This is a genomic window from Nocardia arthritidis, from assembly GCF_011801145.1.
GTDB classification, from domain to species: Bacteria; Actinomycetota; Actinomycetes; order Mycobacteriales; family Mycobacteriaceae; genus Nocardia; species Nocardia arthritidis_A.
Map to the genome: position 1 here is coordinate 3,466,109 of NZ_CP046172.1, position 17,335 is coordinate 3,483,443.

The following is a 17,335-nucleotide window of genomic DNA, read 5'->3' on the forward strand; positions in this document are numbered from 1 at the left end:
ACACATATGCTTGGAACTGACGAGGGCTGCGCAAGACTTCAACACCCGGCCGCCACCGGGGCCGAAGGAAGGTCGACCAAATGAACGAGCGAGGCGTAAGGGAAGCCACCTGCGAGGTGGGAGCATGAGCACGCTGCACAAGTTCAAGGCGTACTTCGGCATGGTTCCGCTCGAGGATTACGAGGACGATTACGTCGCCGAACACGACGCGCGGGCCGGGGAGTCCCGTGCTGCCCGCGGCGCGGACGATCGCGGCGCGCGCAGGTCGCGTCGTGACTATTCGGAGCGCGGTGGTTACGGCGACCGTTACGCGGATGACCGGTACGGTTCGGATCGCTTCGAGGACGAAACCGATTACCCGGAGCCCGCTTACAAATCGCCGTATCAGGCCGGATATCCGGTATCCCGGCGCGAGGACTACGACGAACCCTATGGCGACGATCGGTACGAATCGTCGCGGCGTCCCACCCGCATCGAATCGGCGCCCTCGTCGGGCCGGTTCCGCGCGGGCGGTGGCGCGCCGGTGTTGCGGGGGGCCACCCGGGGTGCGCTCGCCGTCGATCCCGAGGCCGAGGAGCGGCGGCTGGAGGAGCGCATGCGCCCCGAGCCCGCACCCGCCCGCAGGCCGGGGATCTTCGAGGACGGAGGTCCCTTGTCCAAGATCACGACGCTGCGCCCGCGGGATTACAGCGAGGCCCGCATCATCGGCGAGCGGTTCCGCGAGGGCAACCCGGTGATCATGGATCTGGTCGATCTGAGCAATGCCGACGCAAAGCGGTTGGTGGACTTCGCCGCTGGGCTCGCCTTCGCGCTGCGCGGTTCGTTCGACAAGGTGGCGACCAAAGTGTTCCTGCTCTCACCGGCCGATGTCGACGTATCGGCGGAGGAACGCCGACGCATCGCCGAAACCGGGTTCTACAACCAGAAATAAGCTCGTGATCTGGGGGGAGATTCGGACCGGACGCCCGTTCAGCGGCGCGGTCATTTTGCGCGGCGCGGATTTTCGGGCAGAGTGAACTCGTGGCCTTGTTCGCGGTGCTGTACTTCGTACTGTTCATCTTCTGGCTGTTGCTGATCAGCCGGGTGATCGTCGAGTTCATCCGTAACTTCGCCCGCGACTGGCGTCCTACCGGCGTCGTGGTCGTGATCCTAGAGGTGATCTTCACGATCACCGATCCTCCGGTGAAACTGCTGAGGCGGTTGATACCCCCGGTGTCACTGGGAGGAATTCGCCTGGATCTGTCGATTATGGTCCTGCTTTTCATCGTCTTCATCCTGATGTCGATCGTGGGCAGGCTCGGGCAACCAGTAGCCCCGGTGTGACAGAATGGGCCGAGAAGATTGCTCGCTAGATCTGCTAGATCTCCAAAAGACGCGTGAAGGGATCCTTCGATGCCGCTGACCCCAGCCGATGTGCACAACGTCGCGTTCAGCAAACCACCGATCGGGAAGCGCGGCTACAACGAGGACGAAGTCGACGCCTTCCTGGATCTGGTCGAGCAGGAGCTCTCACGTCTGATCGAGGAGAACGCCGACCTGCGCCAGCGGGTTGCCGAACTGGATGCCGAACTGGCCGACGCGAAGAAGAACCGGGGCCCGGCACCCGTCGCGCAAACCGTGAAAGCCCCTGTGCAGCAGGCTCCTCCGCCGCCGCCGGAACCGATCAAGCCGCCGGTGCCGCAGGCGCCGCCCGCGCCGATGCCCGCCGCGCAGCCGAAGGACGCCCCCGGCGCCGACGCGAATCTGCAAGCGGCCAAGGTGCTCAGCCTCGCCCAGGAAATGGCGGACCGGCTCACCAGCGATGCCAAGGCGGAGGCCGAGGGCCTGCTCGCGAACGCTCGCGCAAACTCGGAGCGACTGGTCGGTGATGCGAGAACGCGGTCCGAGGCGATGATCGCCGACGCCCGCCAGAAGGCCGACGCCATGCTGTCGGACGCGCAGAGCCGGTCGGAGAATCAGCTACGGCAGGCCAAGGAGAAGGCCGATTCCCTGCAGGCCGACGCCGAGCGCAAGCACACCGAGATCATGGCGACCATCACCCAGCAGCGCAGTGTGCTGGAGAGCCGGATCGAGCAGCTCAAGACGTTCGAACGCGAATATCGGGTGCGCCTGAAGTCGTATCTGGAATCGCAGCTCGAGGAGTTGGAGAACCGTGGTTCGGCCGTCCCGGTGGACGGTGGCGAATTCGGCGCCGCCGACACCGCGAACAACCTGCAGCCCGCCACCTTCGTCAAGGGCGGTAAGTAGGGCCGCCCTGCCGCCAGCAGTCCGAGTAGCTAGAGGTCCTGTCGAGCCGCCTGGCACGCCAAGGGGGTCACTGTGCTCGTCTTGACGCTCGTCCTTGCCGCGATCGGTTTCGCCCTGCTCGTGACCGCGCTGACCACCGGATCGGTGATCTGGGCGTGGGGATGCATCGTCGTATGTGTCATCGGTGCCGTGCTGTTGCTGGTGAGCGCCCTATCGATGCGCAGGCCGGACGGAGATGCCGCGCCACCTCCCGGACGGCATGCGAAACGTTAGCGGGCGGGTCCCCGCTAGTTGTTTTGACCACGCTGGCTAGAATCAAACATGTATACGGCGTCGATCCGGCCATCACCGGGGAGCCTTCGGAAGAACAGCGCACCGGCAATCATCCGGTGGCCCAGTAGAACCGAACGGGTGAGCCCGTCACAGCTCGTAACGAGAGGTCCGGTGGAGCTGCCGGACAAGCGGGGTGGTACCGCGGTTTCGGCGCATACGCGCCGGCATCGTCCCCGTGCCCACTGAATCGACATGGCACGAGGAGACGCACCGCGATGGCGGACGAAACTTCCACGAACAGCGCATACCCGCGCGTAGACCTCGGGGTCGGCGCCAATGCCTCGTTCCCGGATCTGGAGCGCCGCGTGCTCGACGCGTGGGCGGCCTCGGACACCTTCCGCAGGAGCATCGAAAATCGTTCCGGCGCATCGGAATTCGTGTTCTATGATGGCCCGCCCTTTGCCAACGGGCTACCGCATTACGGCCATTTGCTCACCGGATACGTCAAAGATCTGGTTCCGCGTTTCCAGACCATGCGCGGTAAGCGGGTCGATCGGCGTTTCGGCTGGGACTGCCACGGATTGCCCGCGGAAATCGAGGCCGAAAAGCAGCTCGGTATCACGGACAAATCACAGATCGATGCGATGGGCCTCGCGGAATTCAATGCCGCGTGCAAATCCTCGGTGCTGCGCTATACCGGTGAGTGGCGCGATTACGTGACGCGTCAGGCCCGCTGGGTCGACTTCGACAACGACTACAAGACGCTCGATCTCGACTTCATGGAGTCGGTGATGTGGGCGTTCAAGTCGCTGTATGAGAAAGGCCTTATCTACCAGGGTTTCCGAGTTCTGCCGTACAGCTGGTACGAACAGACTCCGCTGTCGAATCAGGAAACCCGGCTCGACGACGCGTACAAGATGCGCCAGGATCCGGCGGTCACCGTGGATATGGTGCTCGCCGTTCCCGCCGACCATCCGCTGCACGAGCTGGACGGCGCCAATGCGTTGATCTGGACCACCACGCCGTGGACCCTGCCGTCGAATCTGGCTATCGCCGTGCATCCCGATGTCCGGTACGTGCAGCTGCGCGGTGCCGACGGTAAGCGCTACCTGCTGGCCGCCGAACGGGTTTCGCACTACGCCAGGGAATTCGGTGACGAACCGGAGGTGCTCGGCGAATACGACGGCGCGGCGCTCGCCGATCTGGCGTACCGTCCGCCATTCGACTTCTTCCTCGGCCATCCGCGCGCGCACCGGGTGCTCACCGCCGACTACGTGACCACCGACTCCGGTACCGGAATCGTGCACCTCGCACCGGCTTTCGGTGAGGAGGATATGGATGTGGCGAGCGCCAACGGAATCGAGCTGGTGCAGCCGCTGGATCCGGGCGGCAAGTTCACCTCGATGGTGCCGCCGTACGAGGGCCTGATGGTCTTCGACGCCAACCCGGTGATCATCAAGGATCTCAAGGCCGCGGGAAAGCTGTTGCGGCACGAGACGATCGAGCACTCGTACCCGCACAGCTGGCGCTCCGGCCAGCCGCTGATCTATATGGCGGTGCCGTCCTGGTTCGTCGCGGTGACCAAGTTCCGCGACCGGATGGTCGAGCTGAACAAGCAGATCACCTGGGTGCCCGAGCATATCCGCGACGGACAGTTCGGCAAGTGGCTGGAGGGCGCGCGGGACTGGAACATCAGCCGGAATCGCTACTGGGGCAGCCCGATTCCGGTGTGGATGTCCGACGATCCGGCATATCCGCGGGTCGACGTCTACGGCTCGCTGGACGAGCTGGAACGCGACTTCGGCGTGCGCCCGACGGATCTGCACCGGCCGATGATCGACGAGCTGACCCGGCCGAATCCCGATGATCCGACCGGCAATTCGACCATGCGCCGGGTGCCGGAGGTGCTCGACTGCTGGTTCGAATCGGGGTCGATGCCGTATGCGCAGGTGCACTATCCGTTCGAGAACAAGGAGTGGTTCGATAGCCACTTCCCCGGCGATTTCATCGTCGAGTACAACGGGCAGACCCGCGGCTGGTTCTACACCCTGCACGTGCTGGCCACCGCGCTGTTCGACAGCCCGGCCTTCAAAACCGTTGTCGCGCACGGCATCGTGCTCGGCGACGATGGCCTGAAGATGAGCAAGTCCAAGGGTAACTACCCGGATGTGAACGAGGTGTTCAACCGGGACGGCTCCGATGCGATGCGCTGGTTCCTGATGAGTTCGCCGATTCTGCGCGGCGGCAATCTGATCGTCACGGAGCGCGGCATCCGCGAGGGGGTGAGCCACGCGCTGCGCCCGCTGTGGAACGCGTGGACGTTCCTGCAGCTGTACGCGTCGAAACCCGGTGTGTGGCGCACTACTGTATCTAGCGGGACACCCGCACCCGGGGACTCGCATGTGCTGGACCGCTACATCCTGGCCAAGCTGGCCGCGACCCGGGACGCGATGACCGAGGCGCTGGAGGTCTACGACGTCGCGGGCGCCTGTGACGAACTGCGCTCGTTCGCCGACGCGTTGACGAATTGGTATGTGCGCCGGTCGCGTTCGCGGTTCTGGGCGGAGGACCGCGATGCGGTGGACACTCTGCACACCGTGCTCGAGGTGGTCACCCGGCTGGCCGCGCCGCTGCTGCCGCTGATCTCGGAGGTGATCTGGCGCGGGCTGACCGGCGGGGAGTCGGTGCATCTGGCCGACTGGCCGAAAGATGATGAGCTGCCGCGTGATTCGGAACTCGTCTCGGCGATGGACGAGGTGCGCACGGTGTGCTCGACGGTGCTGAGCCTGCGCAAGGCACAGAATCTGCGGGTGCGCCTGCCGCTGGCCGAGGTCACCATCGCCGCGCCGGATGCCGAGCGGTTGCGCCCGTACGCGGACCTGATCGCCGACGAGGTGAACGTCAAGAAGGTGGATCTGACCACCGACGTCGCCGTGCACGGCCGTTTCGAGCTGGTGGTCAACGCCAGGGCCGCGGGCCCGCGCCTCGGCAAGGATGTGCAGACCGTGATCAAAGCGGTGAAGGCGGGCGAGTGGAGCGAGAGTGCCGACGGTGTGGTGACCGCGGCCGGTATCGCGCTGCTGCCGGAGGAGTACACGCAGCGCCTGGTCGCCGCCGAGCCGGAGTCGACCGCCGCGCTGCCGGGTAACGCCGGCCTCGTGGTGCTGGATTCGGTGGTCACCGAGGAATTGGCGGCCGAGGGCTGGGCCCGCGACCTGATCCGCGACCTGCAGGAGACCCGCAAGTCGCTCGGCCTCGACGTATCCGACCGGATCACCGTCGTGCTGCAGGTCCCCGCCGACCGCCAGGCCTGGGCCGAGACGCATCGCGACCTGATCGCGGGCGAAATCCTCGCCACCACGCTCACTTTCGGCGATCCCGGCGCGGATGCCGCCGAAGTGGTCGGCGGCGTGCGGGTATCGGTCACCAAGAACTGAGGTCGCTCGACTGATCGGGGCGGGGCCGATGGGCCCCGCCCCGACCACGCCCGGTAAACCGAATACCTATGTGTTCAAAGGTGAATAGAGGGTTCCCGCACCCCGTCTTCGAACTGTGCGTTGTCTGTACGGGGTGCGCACCTGAGAGCCGGGGTGCGGCGTAATCCGCGAACCGGGAGCACGGCCGACCCGGTCCCGCTCGGTGGGAACGAGACCCGCCTGCCAGCGCACCACGCGCGTACCTCGGGCGATTAAGTCGTCGTAGTGGCGCAACCAGAACCGAACGCGCCGATTAGTCGGGAAGCCTGCCGATCAATCTCGCGGTCTTGCCGACGATTTCGGAGGGGTGACTAGCCTCCATTGAATGTGACATAGATCACATGCTGAAAATTAGCTGAAACCTTGCCGGGTCGACCAGGTCGGCGGCACAATCGGCAATGTTGCTCTTGTTACAGAAGTCTTCTTCTGTGATAGGAGTTATTTCTCGTGCCGTGCCTGATCTGAAAACTGCTGTGCCAGGCGGGGTTTCGCCGGCCCGGCCACCCCGTTCGGTCCGACGATGTGGTCCGCCTCGGGTGCCGCCGGGGATGCCGGAGAGTAGCCCTCGGTCGATTGACGGAAGGGGCGAGCAGATGCCGACTCGATCCGCGCGTAAGCCGCTGCGCCGCATCGCCATCGGATTCCTGGTCGCGACGGCCGCGACGCTGGTGCTGGCCGGGCCCGCCTGGTCCGATACCGGCAGCGCCTCCGGCAGCGGCGGTTCCGGCTCTGGCTCCGGTTCGGGTTCGGGCTCCGGCTCGGGCAGTTCCAGCGGCTCGGCCGCGCTGCCGCTGCCGAGCAGCGCCGGGCTCGGCGCGCTCACCGCCGCATCGACCCAGACCGGTAAACCGTATCGCTGGGGCGGCATCGGCCCGGACGCATGGGACTGCTCCGGCCTGGTGCAGTGGGCGTTCCGGCAAGTGGGCGTCCAGATTCCGCGCACCACCTGGCAGCAGGCCAAGGCCGGGGCCCCGGTGCCGTTCGGTGCGCTCTCGCCGGGCGATGTGGTGATACTGAACGAGGACGCCTCACACGTCGGCATCTACGCGGGCTTCGGCCAGGTGCTCAACGCCTACGACTGGGGCGTGCCGGTCGGTCTGACCCCGCTCAGCCAGTTTTTCATCTACACCATTCGGCGGTTCTGAGACCTGTCCGGCGCCTCCGCCGGGAAATCCTGCGATGAATCGGATACCTTGCACGGCACGGCAGTACGGCTGCGTGATGATGAGGATGATGAGGGAACAGTGCGTATGCGCTTGATGCCGAGTACGCTCGGCGTGCTGGTGCTCGCCGCGGTACTCAGCGGTTGCGGCGGCGGCGACAAGAATGATGCCGGTGATCTGAAACCCGGTGTGATCAAAGGCTTTTCAAATCCGGAGAGCGTACTTGTCGCCGGTGACAAGTACGTCGTCTCGAATATGGGCGCGCAGCAGGATCCGGTCGCCAAGGACGGCGACGGCTTCCTGTCCCTGCTCGATGCCACCGGCAAGGTGATCGAGCAGAAGGCGATGCCGAAGGCGGGCGATCCGCCGCTGAACTCGCCGAAGGGTATGGCGTTCGTGGACAACAAGGTCTACGTCGCCGATGTCGATCGGGTGGTCGGCTACGACCTGAACACCCGAGGGCAGGTGTTCGAGGCGAAGATCGACGGCGACGCCCCGACCGAGCTGAACGATATCGTGTTGCTGGACAACAAGACCCTGCTGGTGACCGACACCCTGCGCAGTTCGGTCTACCAACTCGACCTGGACGGCAAGAAGTTCGCGACGCTCACCAGCGGGGTGCCCGGCGCCAACGGCATCGCGCTGGAGAAGTCCGGCAAGATCGCATACGTCAACGGCGACGGCGCGCACAACGAGGGCGGCGATCTGTTCCGGCTGGAGCTGGGCAAGGCGCCGCTGTCGCCGAAGAAGATCGGCGGCGTGCACGGGCTGCTCGACGGCATCGCGGTGCTGTCGGACGGCAATATCGCTGTCTCGGACTGGGTTTCGTTCGACAACCCGGTGCCGGGCAAGGTGACCGTCTACAAGGCCGACGGCACCGAGGTCGCGAAGGTGAAGCTGCCGGACAACGTGCGCGGCCCCGCCGATTTCACGCTCGACAAGAGCGGGAAGTACCTGTTGATCCCGGCGATGACCGACAACGTGGTGCATATCGTTCCGACGCCGTAACAGGCTGACGCACAACGTATTCCGCGCGATTCGCCGGATGGTTCCGGCGAATCGCGCGGCGGCTCAACCGAGCTCGGTGGCCAGTTGGCGCAGCAGCGGTCCGTACTGCTGATGCGCCAGTGCCGAGGCGAACTGGGCGACGAGGTAATCGGCCGGATTGCCGGTGTCGTACCAGCGCCCCTGGATCACCTGGCCGAACACCGCGTGATCGGCCGCGTACGCGTTGATCGCGTCGGTGAGATACACCTCGCCCGTTCGGTGTTCGTACCAGCGCTTGGTCTGGATTCGCAGTTCCTCGATGATGCCGGGGGTGACCACATAGCCGCCGATGGCGGCGAAATTCGACGGCGCGTCCTCCGGCTTCGGCTTCTCGCGCAGGCCGCTGATGCGCAGCAGCCCGCTGCCGAGATCGTCGGCGACCACCGGAACGCCGTAGCGCTGGGATTCGCTGGGGTCCATCGGCATCAGCGCGAGCACCGGACCGCTGGTGCGCTCGTACGCATCGATGAGCTGCTGGGCTCGCGGGGTCTCGGCGACGAATACGTCATCGGGCCACAGCACCAGCATCGGCTCGTCGCCGAGGTGGCGCGCCGCGTTGAGCACCGGGGTGCCGTTGCCGTACGGGCCGTGCTGGTCGAGGTAGGTGATGTGGCCGAGCCGGGACAGCTCGCCGACCTCCTCGACCGCGTCGGCGTATGCGGTCTTGCCGTCCGCGCGCAACTGTGCGACGAGTGCGGGGTTCGGGCGGAAGTGGTCCTGGATCAACGACTTTCCGCCGCTCACCACGATGGTGATATCGGTGATCCCGGAGGCGACCAGCTCGCGTACCGTGTGCTCGATCACCGGTTTGTCGCCGACCGGTAGCATCTCTTTGGGGATGGCCTTGGTCAGCGGGAGCAACCGGGAGCCGATACCGGCGGCCGGGATCACGGCCTTGCGGATCTTCATGCGTCCGATCATCACATATACGCGGAAGCTTCAACTTGGATCCCCATCACACTCGTGTGTACGGATTCTGTCAGTGTCCGCGCGTAGATTTCGGGTGTGACCACCGATGATGCGATAACCGCGGCCCGCCGCTGGGTGTTGCACATCGATATGGACGCGTTCTTCGCCTCGGTAGAGCAGTTGACCCGGCCGACGCTGCGCGGGCGGCCGGTCCTGGTCGGCGGTACCGGCGCGCGGGGTGTGGTGGCCGGCGCGAGCTATGAGGCGCGGGTATTCGGTGCCCGCTCCGCCATGCCGATGCATCAGGCGCGCAGGCTGGTCGGGGTCACCGCGGTGGTGGTGCCCGCCCGCGGGTCGGTGTACGGCGCGGTGAGCGCCCAGGTATTCGATGCGCTGCGCTCGCGAATTCCGGTGCTGGAGACGCTGTCCTTCGACGAGGCGTTCGGCGAGCCCGCGGAATTGGCCGGGGCCACCGCGGGGCAGGTGCACCGGTTCTGCGAGGAGTTGCGCGCGGTGGTGCGCGAGCGCACCGGATTGGTCGCCTCGGTCGGCGCGGGCACCGGCAAGCAGCTGGCCAAGATCGCCTCGGGACTGGCGAAACCCGATGGTATACGGGTGATTTCACCGGTCGAGCAGCAGCGGCTGCTGGCCGGGCTGCCGGTGCGCAAGCTATGGGGGATCGGCCCCGTCGCCGAAGGCAGGCTGCGCTCGCTCGGCATCGAGACGGTGGGCGCGTTCGCGGCGCTGCCCGAGGCGGAGGCGGTCTCGATCCTGGGCGGCAGCGTCGGCGCCGCACTGCACCGGCTGGCCCGCGGCATCGACGACCGCCCGGTCGCCGAGCGCGCCGAGGCCAAGCAGATCAGCGCCGAAACCACCTACGAGCACGACATCGTCACGCTCGCGCAGCTGCGCCCGGCGATCGAGGCGATGGCCGGGGCCGCGCACCGCAGGCTCGGCAAGGACGGGCGCGCGGCGCGCACCGTGGTGCTGAAGCTCAAGAAGTCCGATATGTCCATTGTCACCCGATCGTTCACCCTGCCTTACGCGACAACCGATCTGGCCACGCTCACCACCGCGGCGCTGCGGTCGGCGATCGATCCGGCCGAACTGGGTCCGGTCCGGCTCGTCGGGGTCGGCTACGGCGGGCTGTCCGCGGTGCGGCAGGAATCACTGTTTCCCGAGCTGGATCAGGATCCGCTATCGGAAGGTGAACTGCCGCAGCCCGATTCGGGTCCGGGCGGATTGATCGCCGCGCCGCAGGTAGCGGACGCGAGCCGGGTCTGGTATCCCGGAATGGATGTCGCACATCCCGAATTCGGGCACGGCTGGGTACAGGGTGCCGGACAAGGTGTTGTGACGGTCCGATTCGAGACCAGCTCGACAGGGCCGGGCCCGGCGCGTACGTTCGCAGCCGACGACATCAGTTTGTCGCGGGCGGATCCGCTCGGCAGTCTGCGCTGACGGGTAGCCTGGGTACCTCGTGCAGCGCTGCCGTTCGGGTGGTTGCTGCCTGGTGTGACCGAAACGTACCTACTCCGAACGCAAAGGACGAGCAGTTGAAGAAGACTGGACGCATCGCTATCGCCGGCCTGGCCATCGTCGCCGCCCTGAGCATGACCGCCTGTGGCAGCGACGACAAGAAGAGTGACGCCAAGCCGACCAAGGCGACCACCAGCGTCAAGGCGTCTGCTTCGAACCCGAATCTGCCGCCGACCCCGACCGTCGCCCAGCTGAACGAGGAACTGCAGCGCGCGCTCGACCCGAACGTGCCGGTCGCCGAGAAGCTGGAGATGGTGCAGGGCGCCCAGGCCGATCCGGACCTGCCGGGCCGCCTCGCCGAGGCGTACAAGCAGACCGGCGCGTCGGTGGTCGTCACCGACGTCACCGCATTCGGCGACACCGTCAACGCGAAGGCCAAGCTCACGCTGAACGGCCAGGAGAACGTCGCCGACGTGCCGTTCGTCGCCGAGGACGGCAAGTGGAAGGTCCAGAAGGCGTGGGCCTGCCAGATCCTGTCGCTGGCCAACGTGCAGTCGAAGGCCTGCGCCGCCTGATTCCGGTGTGGTCCGGCTCATCGTTCGGTATCGGTGAGCCGGACTGCCGGAAATTCTCAGCTTTTCCGAAAGTTCCTGTTGGCGTGCGGTTTTGCCGCGTTTTTGTGAGCCCGATCACCGTAGCGTGGTATTTGGGCCCGATGTCGTACCGCTAACATCTGCTGCCGTGGCTGACACGATGGTGTGGGCGGGGCAGCCGTCCGTCGAGGACTCCGAACACGGTACGGCAGATAACGATAGACGTGGGGGATGGGCTCGACGGGTCGCGATCATCGCGGGCCTGCTCGGATTCGTGCTGGCGGCAGCGGTGCCGTTCCTGCCGGTGCGCCAGGAGGCGGCGAGCGTCGACTGGCCGCAGGCGGCCAATGCGGTGAATGTCGAATCGCCACTGCTTTCCTATGCGCCACTTGATCTTTCGATGCAGGTGCCGTGCTCGGCGCTGACCGCGCTCGCGGCGTCCGGCGGCACCGTGCTCTCGACCATCCCGCGGCAGTCGGCGGATGTCGAACGCTACGGCCTCGTCGTCAAGGTCGTCGCGGACACCGCGGAGCGGCCCGGCCGGGTCGATGTGGTCTCGCGCAATACGCTGCTGTGGTCGGCGCCGCTGAGCGCGGTGCGCGACCAGGCGTGCGGACTCGCGATCGATATCTCCGCCGCGAACGCCACGGTGTCAGTAACAGGCGGCGGCCCAACGGATTCCGGCAAGGTGACCGCGGGTGATCTGCGGCCGCAGGTGGTCGGCGTATTCACCGAACTGACCGGCGCGGTGCCGCAGGGCATGCGCGTGCACATCGCCGTCGACTCCCGCTTCTCCACCTCGCCGACGCCGCTGAAATTGGCGGTGATCGTGCTCTGCCTGATCGCGACCGGCGCCGCGCTCGTCGCGCTGCACCAGCTCGACCGGCTCGACGGCCGCCGCACGCGGCGTTTCTTGCCGCAGCGCTGGTGGCGGCTGCGCCCCACCGACTGGGTGGTTTTCGCGACGCTGCTGGTCTGGCATTTCATCGGCGCCAACACCTCCGACGACGGCTACATCCTCGGCATGGCGCGCGCCTCGCAGAGCTCGGGCTATATGTCGAACTACTACCGGTGGTTCTCGGTGGACGAGGGCCCGTTCTACACGCCGTACACCGACATCATCTCCTGGCTGGCGCGGATCTCGACGGTGAGCCCCTGGGTGCGGCTGCCGACCCTCGCGGTCGCGGTGCTCACCTGGTGGGTGATCAGCCGCGAGATCCTGCCGCGGCTCGGTAATGTCTTCCGGCGCAACAAGATCGCGGTGTGGACCGCCGCCCTGGTATTCCTGGCGTTCTGGCTGCCCTACAACAACGGCCTGCGCGCCGAGCCGTACGTGGCCTGCGGTGTGGTGCTCACCTGGGTGTCGGTCGAGCGGGCCATCGCGACCAGGCGGCTGCTGCCCGCCGCGCTCGCGGTGATCATCGCGGCGCTGACGCTGACCGTCGCGCCGTCGGGCCTGATCTGTATCGGCGCACTACTGGCCGGGGCGCGCAGCCTGACCCCGGTGCTGCTGCGGCGGGCCAAGGACGTCGGCTACCTGGCGCTGCTGTTACCGCTGCTCGCGGCCGGATTCGTCATTCTGACCATCGTTTTCGCGGATCGCACGCTCGGCGCGGCGCTCGAGATGTTCTACGTGCACAACCGAATCGGGCCCGGCGACACCTGGTTCGCGGAATACCTGCGCTACCAGTATCTGATCCAGCCCAACGGCGACGGCTGGCTCACCCGCAGATTCGGCGTCTTCGTCATGCTGCTCGGCCTGGTGGTCTGCGCGGCGACCATGCTGCGGCGCGGCGGTCATATACCGGGCACCGCGCCGGGGCCGTCGCGCCGGGTGGTCGGCATCACCCTGGCCGCGATGGTGCTGCTGATGTTCTCGCCGACCAAGTGGAACCACCAGTTCGGCGTCTTCGCCGGACTGGCGACCTGTGTCGCCGCGCTGACGGCCGTCGCGGTCGGTCCGGCGGTGATGCGTCCACTGCGCAACCGGGCGCTGGTCGCCGCGGCCGTATTCTTCGCGCTCGCACTGACTTTCACCGCGGCGAACGGCTACTGGTACGCGTCGGCGTGGGGTAACCCGTGGTGGGACAAGCCGCCGTCATTCCACGGAAAGGGTTTCTCCACCGGGTTTTTCGGGCTGTCGGTGCTCGCGCTGCTGGTCGCCGGATGGTTCCACATCCGTCCCGAATCGCGGCCGCGGCCGGATTCCCCGGCAGGCCGGATCATGCGTACCCCGGTGCTGGCGGTGACCGCGGCGGCCATGGTGGTGTTCATGCTGCTTTCCTTCGCGAAAGCCGCTGTGGCGCAATATCCGTCGTATTCGCTGGCGCAATCCAACGCGGCCGCGGCGGTTTCCGGCGGTTGCGGTATGGCCGACAAGGTGCTGGTGGAGCCGGATACCAACGCCTCGATGCTGCGCCCGCTCTCCGGTGATGTCGGCACCGCGCTCGGCCGCACCGAATCCACCGGGTTCGGGCCGAACGGTGTTGCGCCGGTACTGGTTTCGGACGAGGTCGAATCGACCACCGGCCGCGCGAATTCGGTGTCGAGCGATCCGGACCAGCTGCGCGACGCGGCCAAATCGGCGGGGTCCGGATCGGATACCTCGCACGGCAGCGGCATCAACGGCAGCACCGTATCCCTGCCGTTCGGGCTCGATCCGGCGACGACGCCGGTGCTCGGCAGCTACCACGACGGCGACCAGACGCCGGCCTCATTGATCAGCGACTGGTACCGGTTGCCGAACGAGGTGAACGGCAGCCGCGGCCAGATCGTCGCGATCGCGGTGGCGGGCCGGATCCATTCGGTGGATGCCGAGGGCGTCGTGCATCAGGGACAGAATCTGGAGCTGGAATACGGTAGGTCGCAACCGAATGGCGAGGTCACCGCGCTGGGCCGGACGGTGCCGATCGATATCGGTCCGTCGCCGATGTGGCGCAACCTGCGGGTCCCGCTGAACCGGTTGCCCGGCGACGCGGACGTGGTGCGGTTGGTCGGCGAGGACAAGGATCTGAGCCGGGACCAGTGGTTCGCGGTGACGCCGCCGCGGGTGCCGCAGACGAAAACGCTGAACAGCCTGCTCGGTTCGAAGACACCGGTGCTGCTGGACTGGGCCGTCGGCCTGCATTTCCCGTGCCAGAACCTGGTGCCGACGCACGACGGCGTCTCGGATCTGCCCAGGTACCGAATCCTGCCGGACCGCAACGGCGCGACCATCACCAACCTGTGGGAGGCGCACGACGGCGGCGGCCCGCTCGGCTGGACCCAGCTGTTGTTCACCTCGCGCCAACTGCCCTCGTACCTGGACGAGAAATGGAACCGGGACTGGGGTTCGATCGAGCAGTTCGTGCCCATCGACGCGACGGCCGAACCGGCCAGGGTGACGGTGGATCAGGTGCGCCGCTCGGGCGCCTGGGCGCCGCCGCACACCATCCTCGACTGGTGACGTTTGACCTGAAGATAAGTTGAGGTTGCAGCATGGTGGTCGTCCGAAGCCACGAAAACCGAAGGGCCACCATGCTGTTCACCGACGCCGAATTCGAATACCTGAACACCCAACTGCTCGGCCGCCTGGCGACCGTGCAGTCGAACGGCACACTGCAGGTCAGTCCCGTGTCGTACCGATACAACGAGCAGACCGGCACGATAGACATCCGCGGCCTGTACATGTCGCGCAGCCAGAAGTTCAAAAACGTCGCCGCCAACGGCCGAGTCGCATTCGTCGTCGACGACCTGCCGTCGATCCAGCCGTGGCGGGTACGCTGCCTGGAAATCCGTGGCCGCGGCGAAGCGCTCACCGCGCCAACGGATTCCGCGTTCGAGCCGGACTCTAACGTGGACGGGGCGATCATTCGGATCCATCCGGAGAAGATCATCGGCTTCGGGATCGATGATCCGGACCGGGATCCGCACGAGCTGGAGCCGAATATTCGTAAGGTGCCTGCGGTTTGAGGGGTGGCCGACTACTCGGTGAAGACGTCGTCGAGGGTGGCGACGCTGAGGATGCGGCCAGTCCACGCTTCCAGTTGACCCAGGTTCGCTGCCTGAACTGTATCGGTGATGTGTTCGGGCAGAGTTCCGAACTTCACTGTCAGCAGGTCTAGCAGCGCCTCGGCTCGACCCTCGGCTTCCGCTTTGTCTGCGGCCCAAGTCTCGATCAGATTCTTCGCTCTGACATGCGCCTCGGCCCAAGCGCTGACTTCTTCTTCGCCGTAGATGATGTGTTCGAAGTTGCCGCCGATTAGGAATCGGTCCGTCCAGGTTTGGATCTGTTGTGCATCTGACCATCGGATATCGGCATCAAGCCAGAAGGGTAGTGGGCCGAACTTTATTAGCATCAGCGCCTCCAGAAGACGACTGTCGGCGCAAGGGAAAGGCTCGATCGGTGTCTGACTGTCGAGGATTTCGGCAAAATCAGGGTTGTTCGCGAACCGGCCTACCCATGTCCGCACCTGCTCTGTGTCTGCTGCGCGGACGCGGTGGATGGTCGATGCAGACAGTGGGCCAAACCTCAGCGTCAACATCGCGAGCAGAATCTCGGAATCGGTACGATCTGTGGAACCGCATGTGGCACAAAGCTTTTCAGTGTTAGGGAAAGCGATCTCCTTGGCTCGGGAGGCTTGACGATCGAGGACATGCTCGAGAGTAGCGGCTGTCGGTCGCCGACAGCACCAGATTTGCGGTCGAAGATGTCCGCAAGGGTCTTGGAGTCCAGAAATCGGTCCATCCAGGTCTCGAGCTGGTCGGGGCGGCGGTGCCCGACGGTGTTGGTGACTTCATCGGGTCGCGGCCCGAACGTCCGGGCCAGAAGTCGAAGCAACACAGATCCGAACTTCTCTTACAGCAGGTCGAGCAGCGTCTCGGCACGCTCTTCGATGCGCCCTTCGGCGAGGAGCCGGTCAGCGGTGGTCATGGTGGCCTCTTTGGCTCGGGGCGGCAACCTACGGAGCGAAGACCTCTTCGGGAGAGGCGGCATCGATGATCCGGTCCGTCCAGGTCCGCATTTGCTCTGGAGTCGCAGTGTCGATGAGGCGGGTGAACTGGTCGGGCACCGATTTGAACTTCAGGGCCAGCTGTCGACGGAGAGTGTCGGCGCGTCCTTTGGCTTCGCCTTTGGCGAGGAGTCGGTCAGCGGTGGTCACGAGGGCCTCCTTGGCTCGGGGACCTATTGAGTAAAGACGTCCTCGAGGGTGTCGGCGTGCAGGATGCGGCGAGTCCATATCCGCAATTGATCTGGGTCTGCTGCGTGAACTCTGTCGGCGATATCGGCGGGCACGGATTCGAACTTGTCTTGCAGCTGGTCGAGTAGCGTCTCGGCGCGCCCTTCGATGCGTCCTTCGGCGAGGAGCCGGTCAGCGGTGGTCAAGAGGGCCTCCTGGGCTCGGGGACCGAGTTGGTCGGCGATGGGTTGCAGGTCCGCAACAGTGATATCGCTGACCCTAATAATGTAGTGCATGATGGTGACGAGATCGTCGTAGCCGCGGGGGCTGGAATTGATTGCGCGCAGATCCGTCATCAGTGGAAACAACATGTTTCGGTGACGACTGCCGGGGGCTTTCGTGTGCAGCACCAGCATGACTCGGATCACGGGTGTCAGATCGCGGGCGAGCAGAGTAGGCAGGTCGAGCGCCGCGACGTCATCAAGCAGGAACTGGAAGTGCGGTACATAAGGGCTCAAAGCCGTTCGCATCTCCGGGTCCAGGTCGAATAACTCGGCGAACTCGGTGTGGGTGTTCCAGCGACGGCCTTTGTGACTGCTGTGCACCACCAGCGGGATCACCGTCGGCAACGTTTCGGCGTTCGGATTCGTATCTCGGTGGTGCTCCCAGATATCGACCATGTACCCGAGCAGCCGCAGCGGCATGAGCTTGTCGGTGCTGCTTTGGTGTTCGATCAGTATGTAGATGTAAGCATCGTGGCCAGCCAGGCTGGTCCGGTACAGCACGTCGGCCTGGCGGCCCCGCAGGTTGTTCTTGACGAAGCTGGCCGATTGCAGTTCCAGCCCAGCCCAATCAATGCGCGCGGCAACGGCTTTCGGCAGGACTGCCTGTAGCTCGCTTGCGGCGTCGGCAGGTCGGCTCATGACCTGACGGAAGTAGGAGTCGTGCGGATTCGGGGGTGACGCGGACACACTCATAGCCTTTCGGTC

At 65.7% G+C, this 17,335-nt stretch carries 15 protein-coding genes; 11 read left to right on the forward strand and 4 right to left on the reverse strand.

What is annotated here, in order from left to right; all coding sequences use genetic code 11:
* The first annotated feature begins 124 nt into the window (after window positions 1–124).
* From F5544_RS15510 to F5544_RS15540, 7 genes are all read left to right on the forward strand, one after another.
* The gene (locus F5544_RS15510) at window positions 125–931 is read left to right on the forward strand and encodes a cell division protein SepF (RefSeq protein ID WP_167473851.1); all 807 of its coding nucleotides are present in this window, start codon (window positions 125–127) and stop codon (window positions 929–931) included.
* Window positions 932–1,020: 89 nt separating this feature from the next.
* Window positions 1,021–1,323 (forward strand): YggT family protein, encoded by a 303-nt coding sequence (locus F5544_RS15515; protein WP_167473852.1) that lies wholly within the window; start codon window positions 1,021–1,023, stop codon window positions 1,321–1,323.
* A 69-nt stretch (window positions 1,324–1,392) separates the two neighbouring features.
* A complete protein-coding gene (gene wag31 / locus F5544_RS15520) occupies window positions 1,393–2,247 on the forward strand; it encodes a DivIVA-like cell division protein Wag31 (RefSeq protein ID WP_167473853.1) in 855 nt (284 codons plus the stop codon).
* Window positions 2,248–2,319: 72 nt separating this feature from the next.
* Entirely contained in the window at window positions 2,320–2,520 is a 201-nt protein-coding gene (locus F5544_RS15525; RefSeq protein ID WP_167473854.1) for a hypothetical protein, read from the forward strand.
* Window positions 2,521–2,795: 275 nt separating this feature from the next.
* A complete protein-coding gene (gene ileS / locus F5544_RS15530) occupies window positions 2,796–5,957 on the forward strand; it encodes an isoleucine--tRNA ligase (RefSeq protein WP_167473855.1) in 3,162 nt (1,053 codons plus the stop codon).
* 632 nt (window positions 5,958–6,589) lie between these two features.
* On the forward strand, window positions 6,590–7,141 hold the full coding sequence (locus tag F5544_RS15535) for an NlpC/P60 family protein (RefSeq protein ID WP_167473856.1): 552 nt from the start codon (window positions 6,590–6,592) through the stop codon (window positions 7,139–7,141).
* A gap of 105 nt (window positions 7,142–7,246) precedes the next feature.
* Window positions 7,247–8,167 carry an SMP-30/gluconolactonase/LRE family protein gene (locus F5544_RS15540; protein ID WP_238847454.1) on the forward strand — a complete coding sequence of 307 codons (921 nt, stop codon included), beginning with the start codon at window positions 7,247–7,249 and terminating at the stop codon, window positions 8,165–8,167.
* 63 nt (window positions 8,168–8,230) lie between these two features.
* On the opposite strand, the gene F5544_RS15545 is transcribed toward F5544_RS15540, so the two are convergent.
* Window positions 8,231–9,115, reverse strand: coding sequence for a UTP--glucose-1-phosphate uridylyltransferase (locus F5544_RS15545; protein ID WP_167473858.1), 885 nt, complete (start codon window positions 9,113–9,115; stop codon window positions 8,231–8,233).
* Between the two features lie 150 nt (window positions 9,116–9,265).
* Here F5544_RS15545 and F5544_RS15550 point away from each other — a divergent pair, with 150 nt between their 5' ends.
* The 4 genes from F5544_RS15550 (at window position 9,266) to F5544_RS15565 (ending at window position 15,138) form a co-directional block, all read left to right on the forward strand.
* Window positions 9,266–10,576, forward strand: coding sequence for a DNA polymerase IV (locus tag F5544_RS15550; protein ID WP_167479221.1), 1,311 nt, complete (start codon window positions 9,266–9,268; stop codon window positions 10,574–10,576).
* 95 nt (window positions 10,577–10,671) lie between these two features.
* Window positions 10,672–11,169, forward strand: a complete 498-nt coding sequence (locus F5544_RS15555) for a hypothetical protein (RefSeq protein WP_238847258.1) — start codon at window positions 10,672–10,674, stop codon at window positions 11,167–11,169.
* A gap of 166 nt (window positions 11,170–11,335) precedes the next feature.
* The gene (locus tag F5544_RS15560) at window positions 11,336–14,632 is read left to right on the forward strand and encodes an arabinosyltransferase domain-containing protein (protein WP_238847259.1); all 3,297 of its coding nucleotides are present in this window, start codon (window positions 11,336–11,338) and stop codon (window positions 14,630–14,632) included.
* A 71-nt stretch (window positions 14,633–14,703) separates the two neighbouring features.
* On the forward strand, window positions 14,704–15,138 hold the full coding sequence (locus F5544_RS15565; RefSeq protein WP_203217657.1) for a PPOX class F420-dependent oxidoreductase: 435 nt from the start codon (window positions 14,704–14,706) through the stop codon (window positions 15,136–15,138).
* Between the two features lie 11 nt (window positions 15,139–15,149).
* Here F5544_RS15565 and F5544_RS15570 read toward each other — a convergent pair whose 3' ends face one another.
* The 3 genes from F5544_RS15570 to F5544_RS15580 form a co-directional block, all read right to left on the reverse strand.
* The gene (locus tag F5544_RS15570) at window positions 15,150–15,710 is read right to left on the reverse strand and encodes a hypothetical protein (RefSeq protein ID WP_167473859.1); all 561 of its coding nucleotides are present in this window, start codon (window positions 15,708–15,710) and stop codon (window positions 15,150–15,152) included.
* A gap of 417 nt (window positions 15,711–16,127) precedes the next feature.
* Window positions 16,128–16,328: a hypothetical protein gene (locus F5544_RS15575; RefSeq protein ID WP_167473860.1), complete on the reverse strand. Its 201-nt coding sequence runs from the start codon at window positions 16,326–16,328 to the stop codon at window positions 16,128–16,130.
* Window positions 16,329–16,351: 23 nt separating this feature from the next.
* Window positions 16,352–17,323 carry an Rpn family recombination-promoting nuclease/putative transposase gene (locus F5544_RS15580; protein ID WP_275107036.1) on the reverse strand — a complete coding sequence of 324 codons (972 nt, stop codon included), beginning with the start codon at window positions 17,321–17,323 and terminating at the stop codon, window positions 16,352–16,354.
* Window positions 17,324–17,335 lie beyond the last annotated feature (12 nt).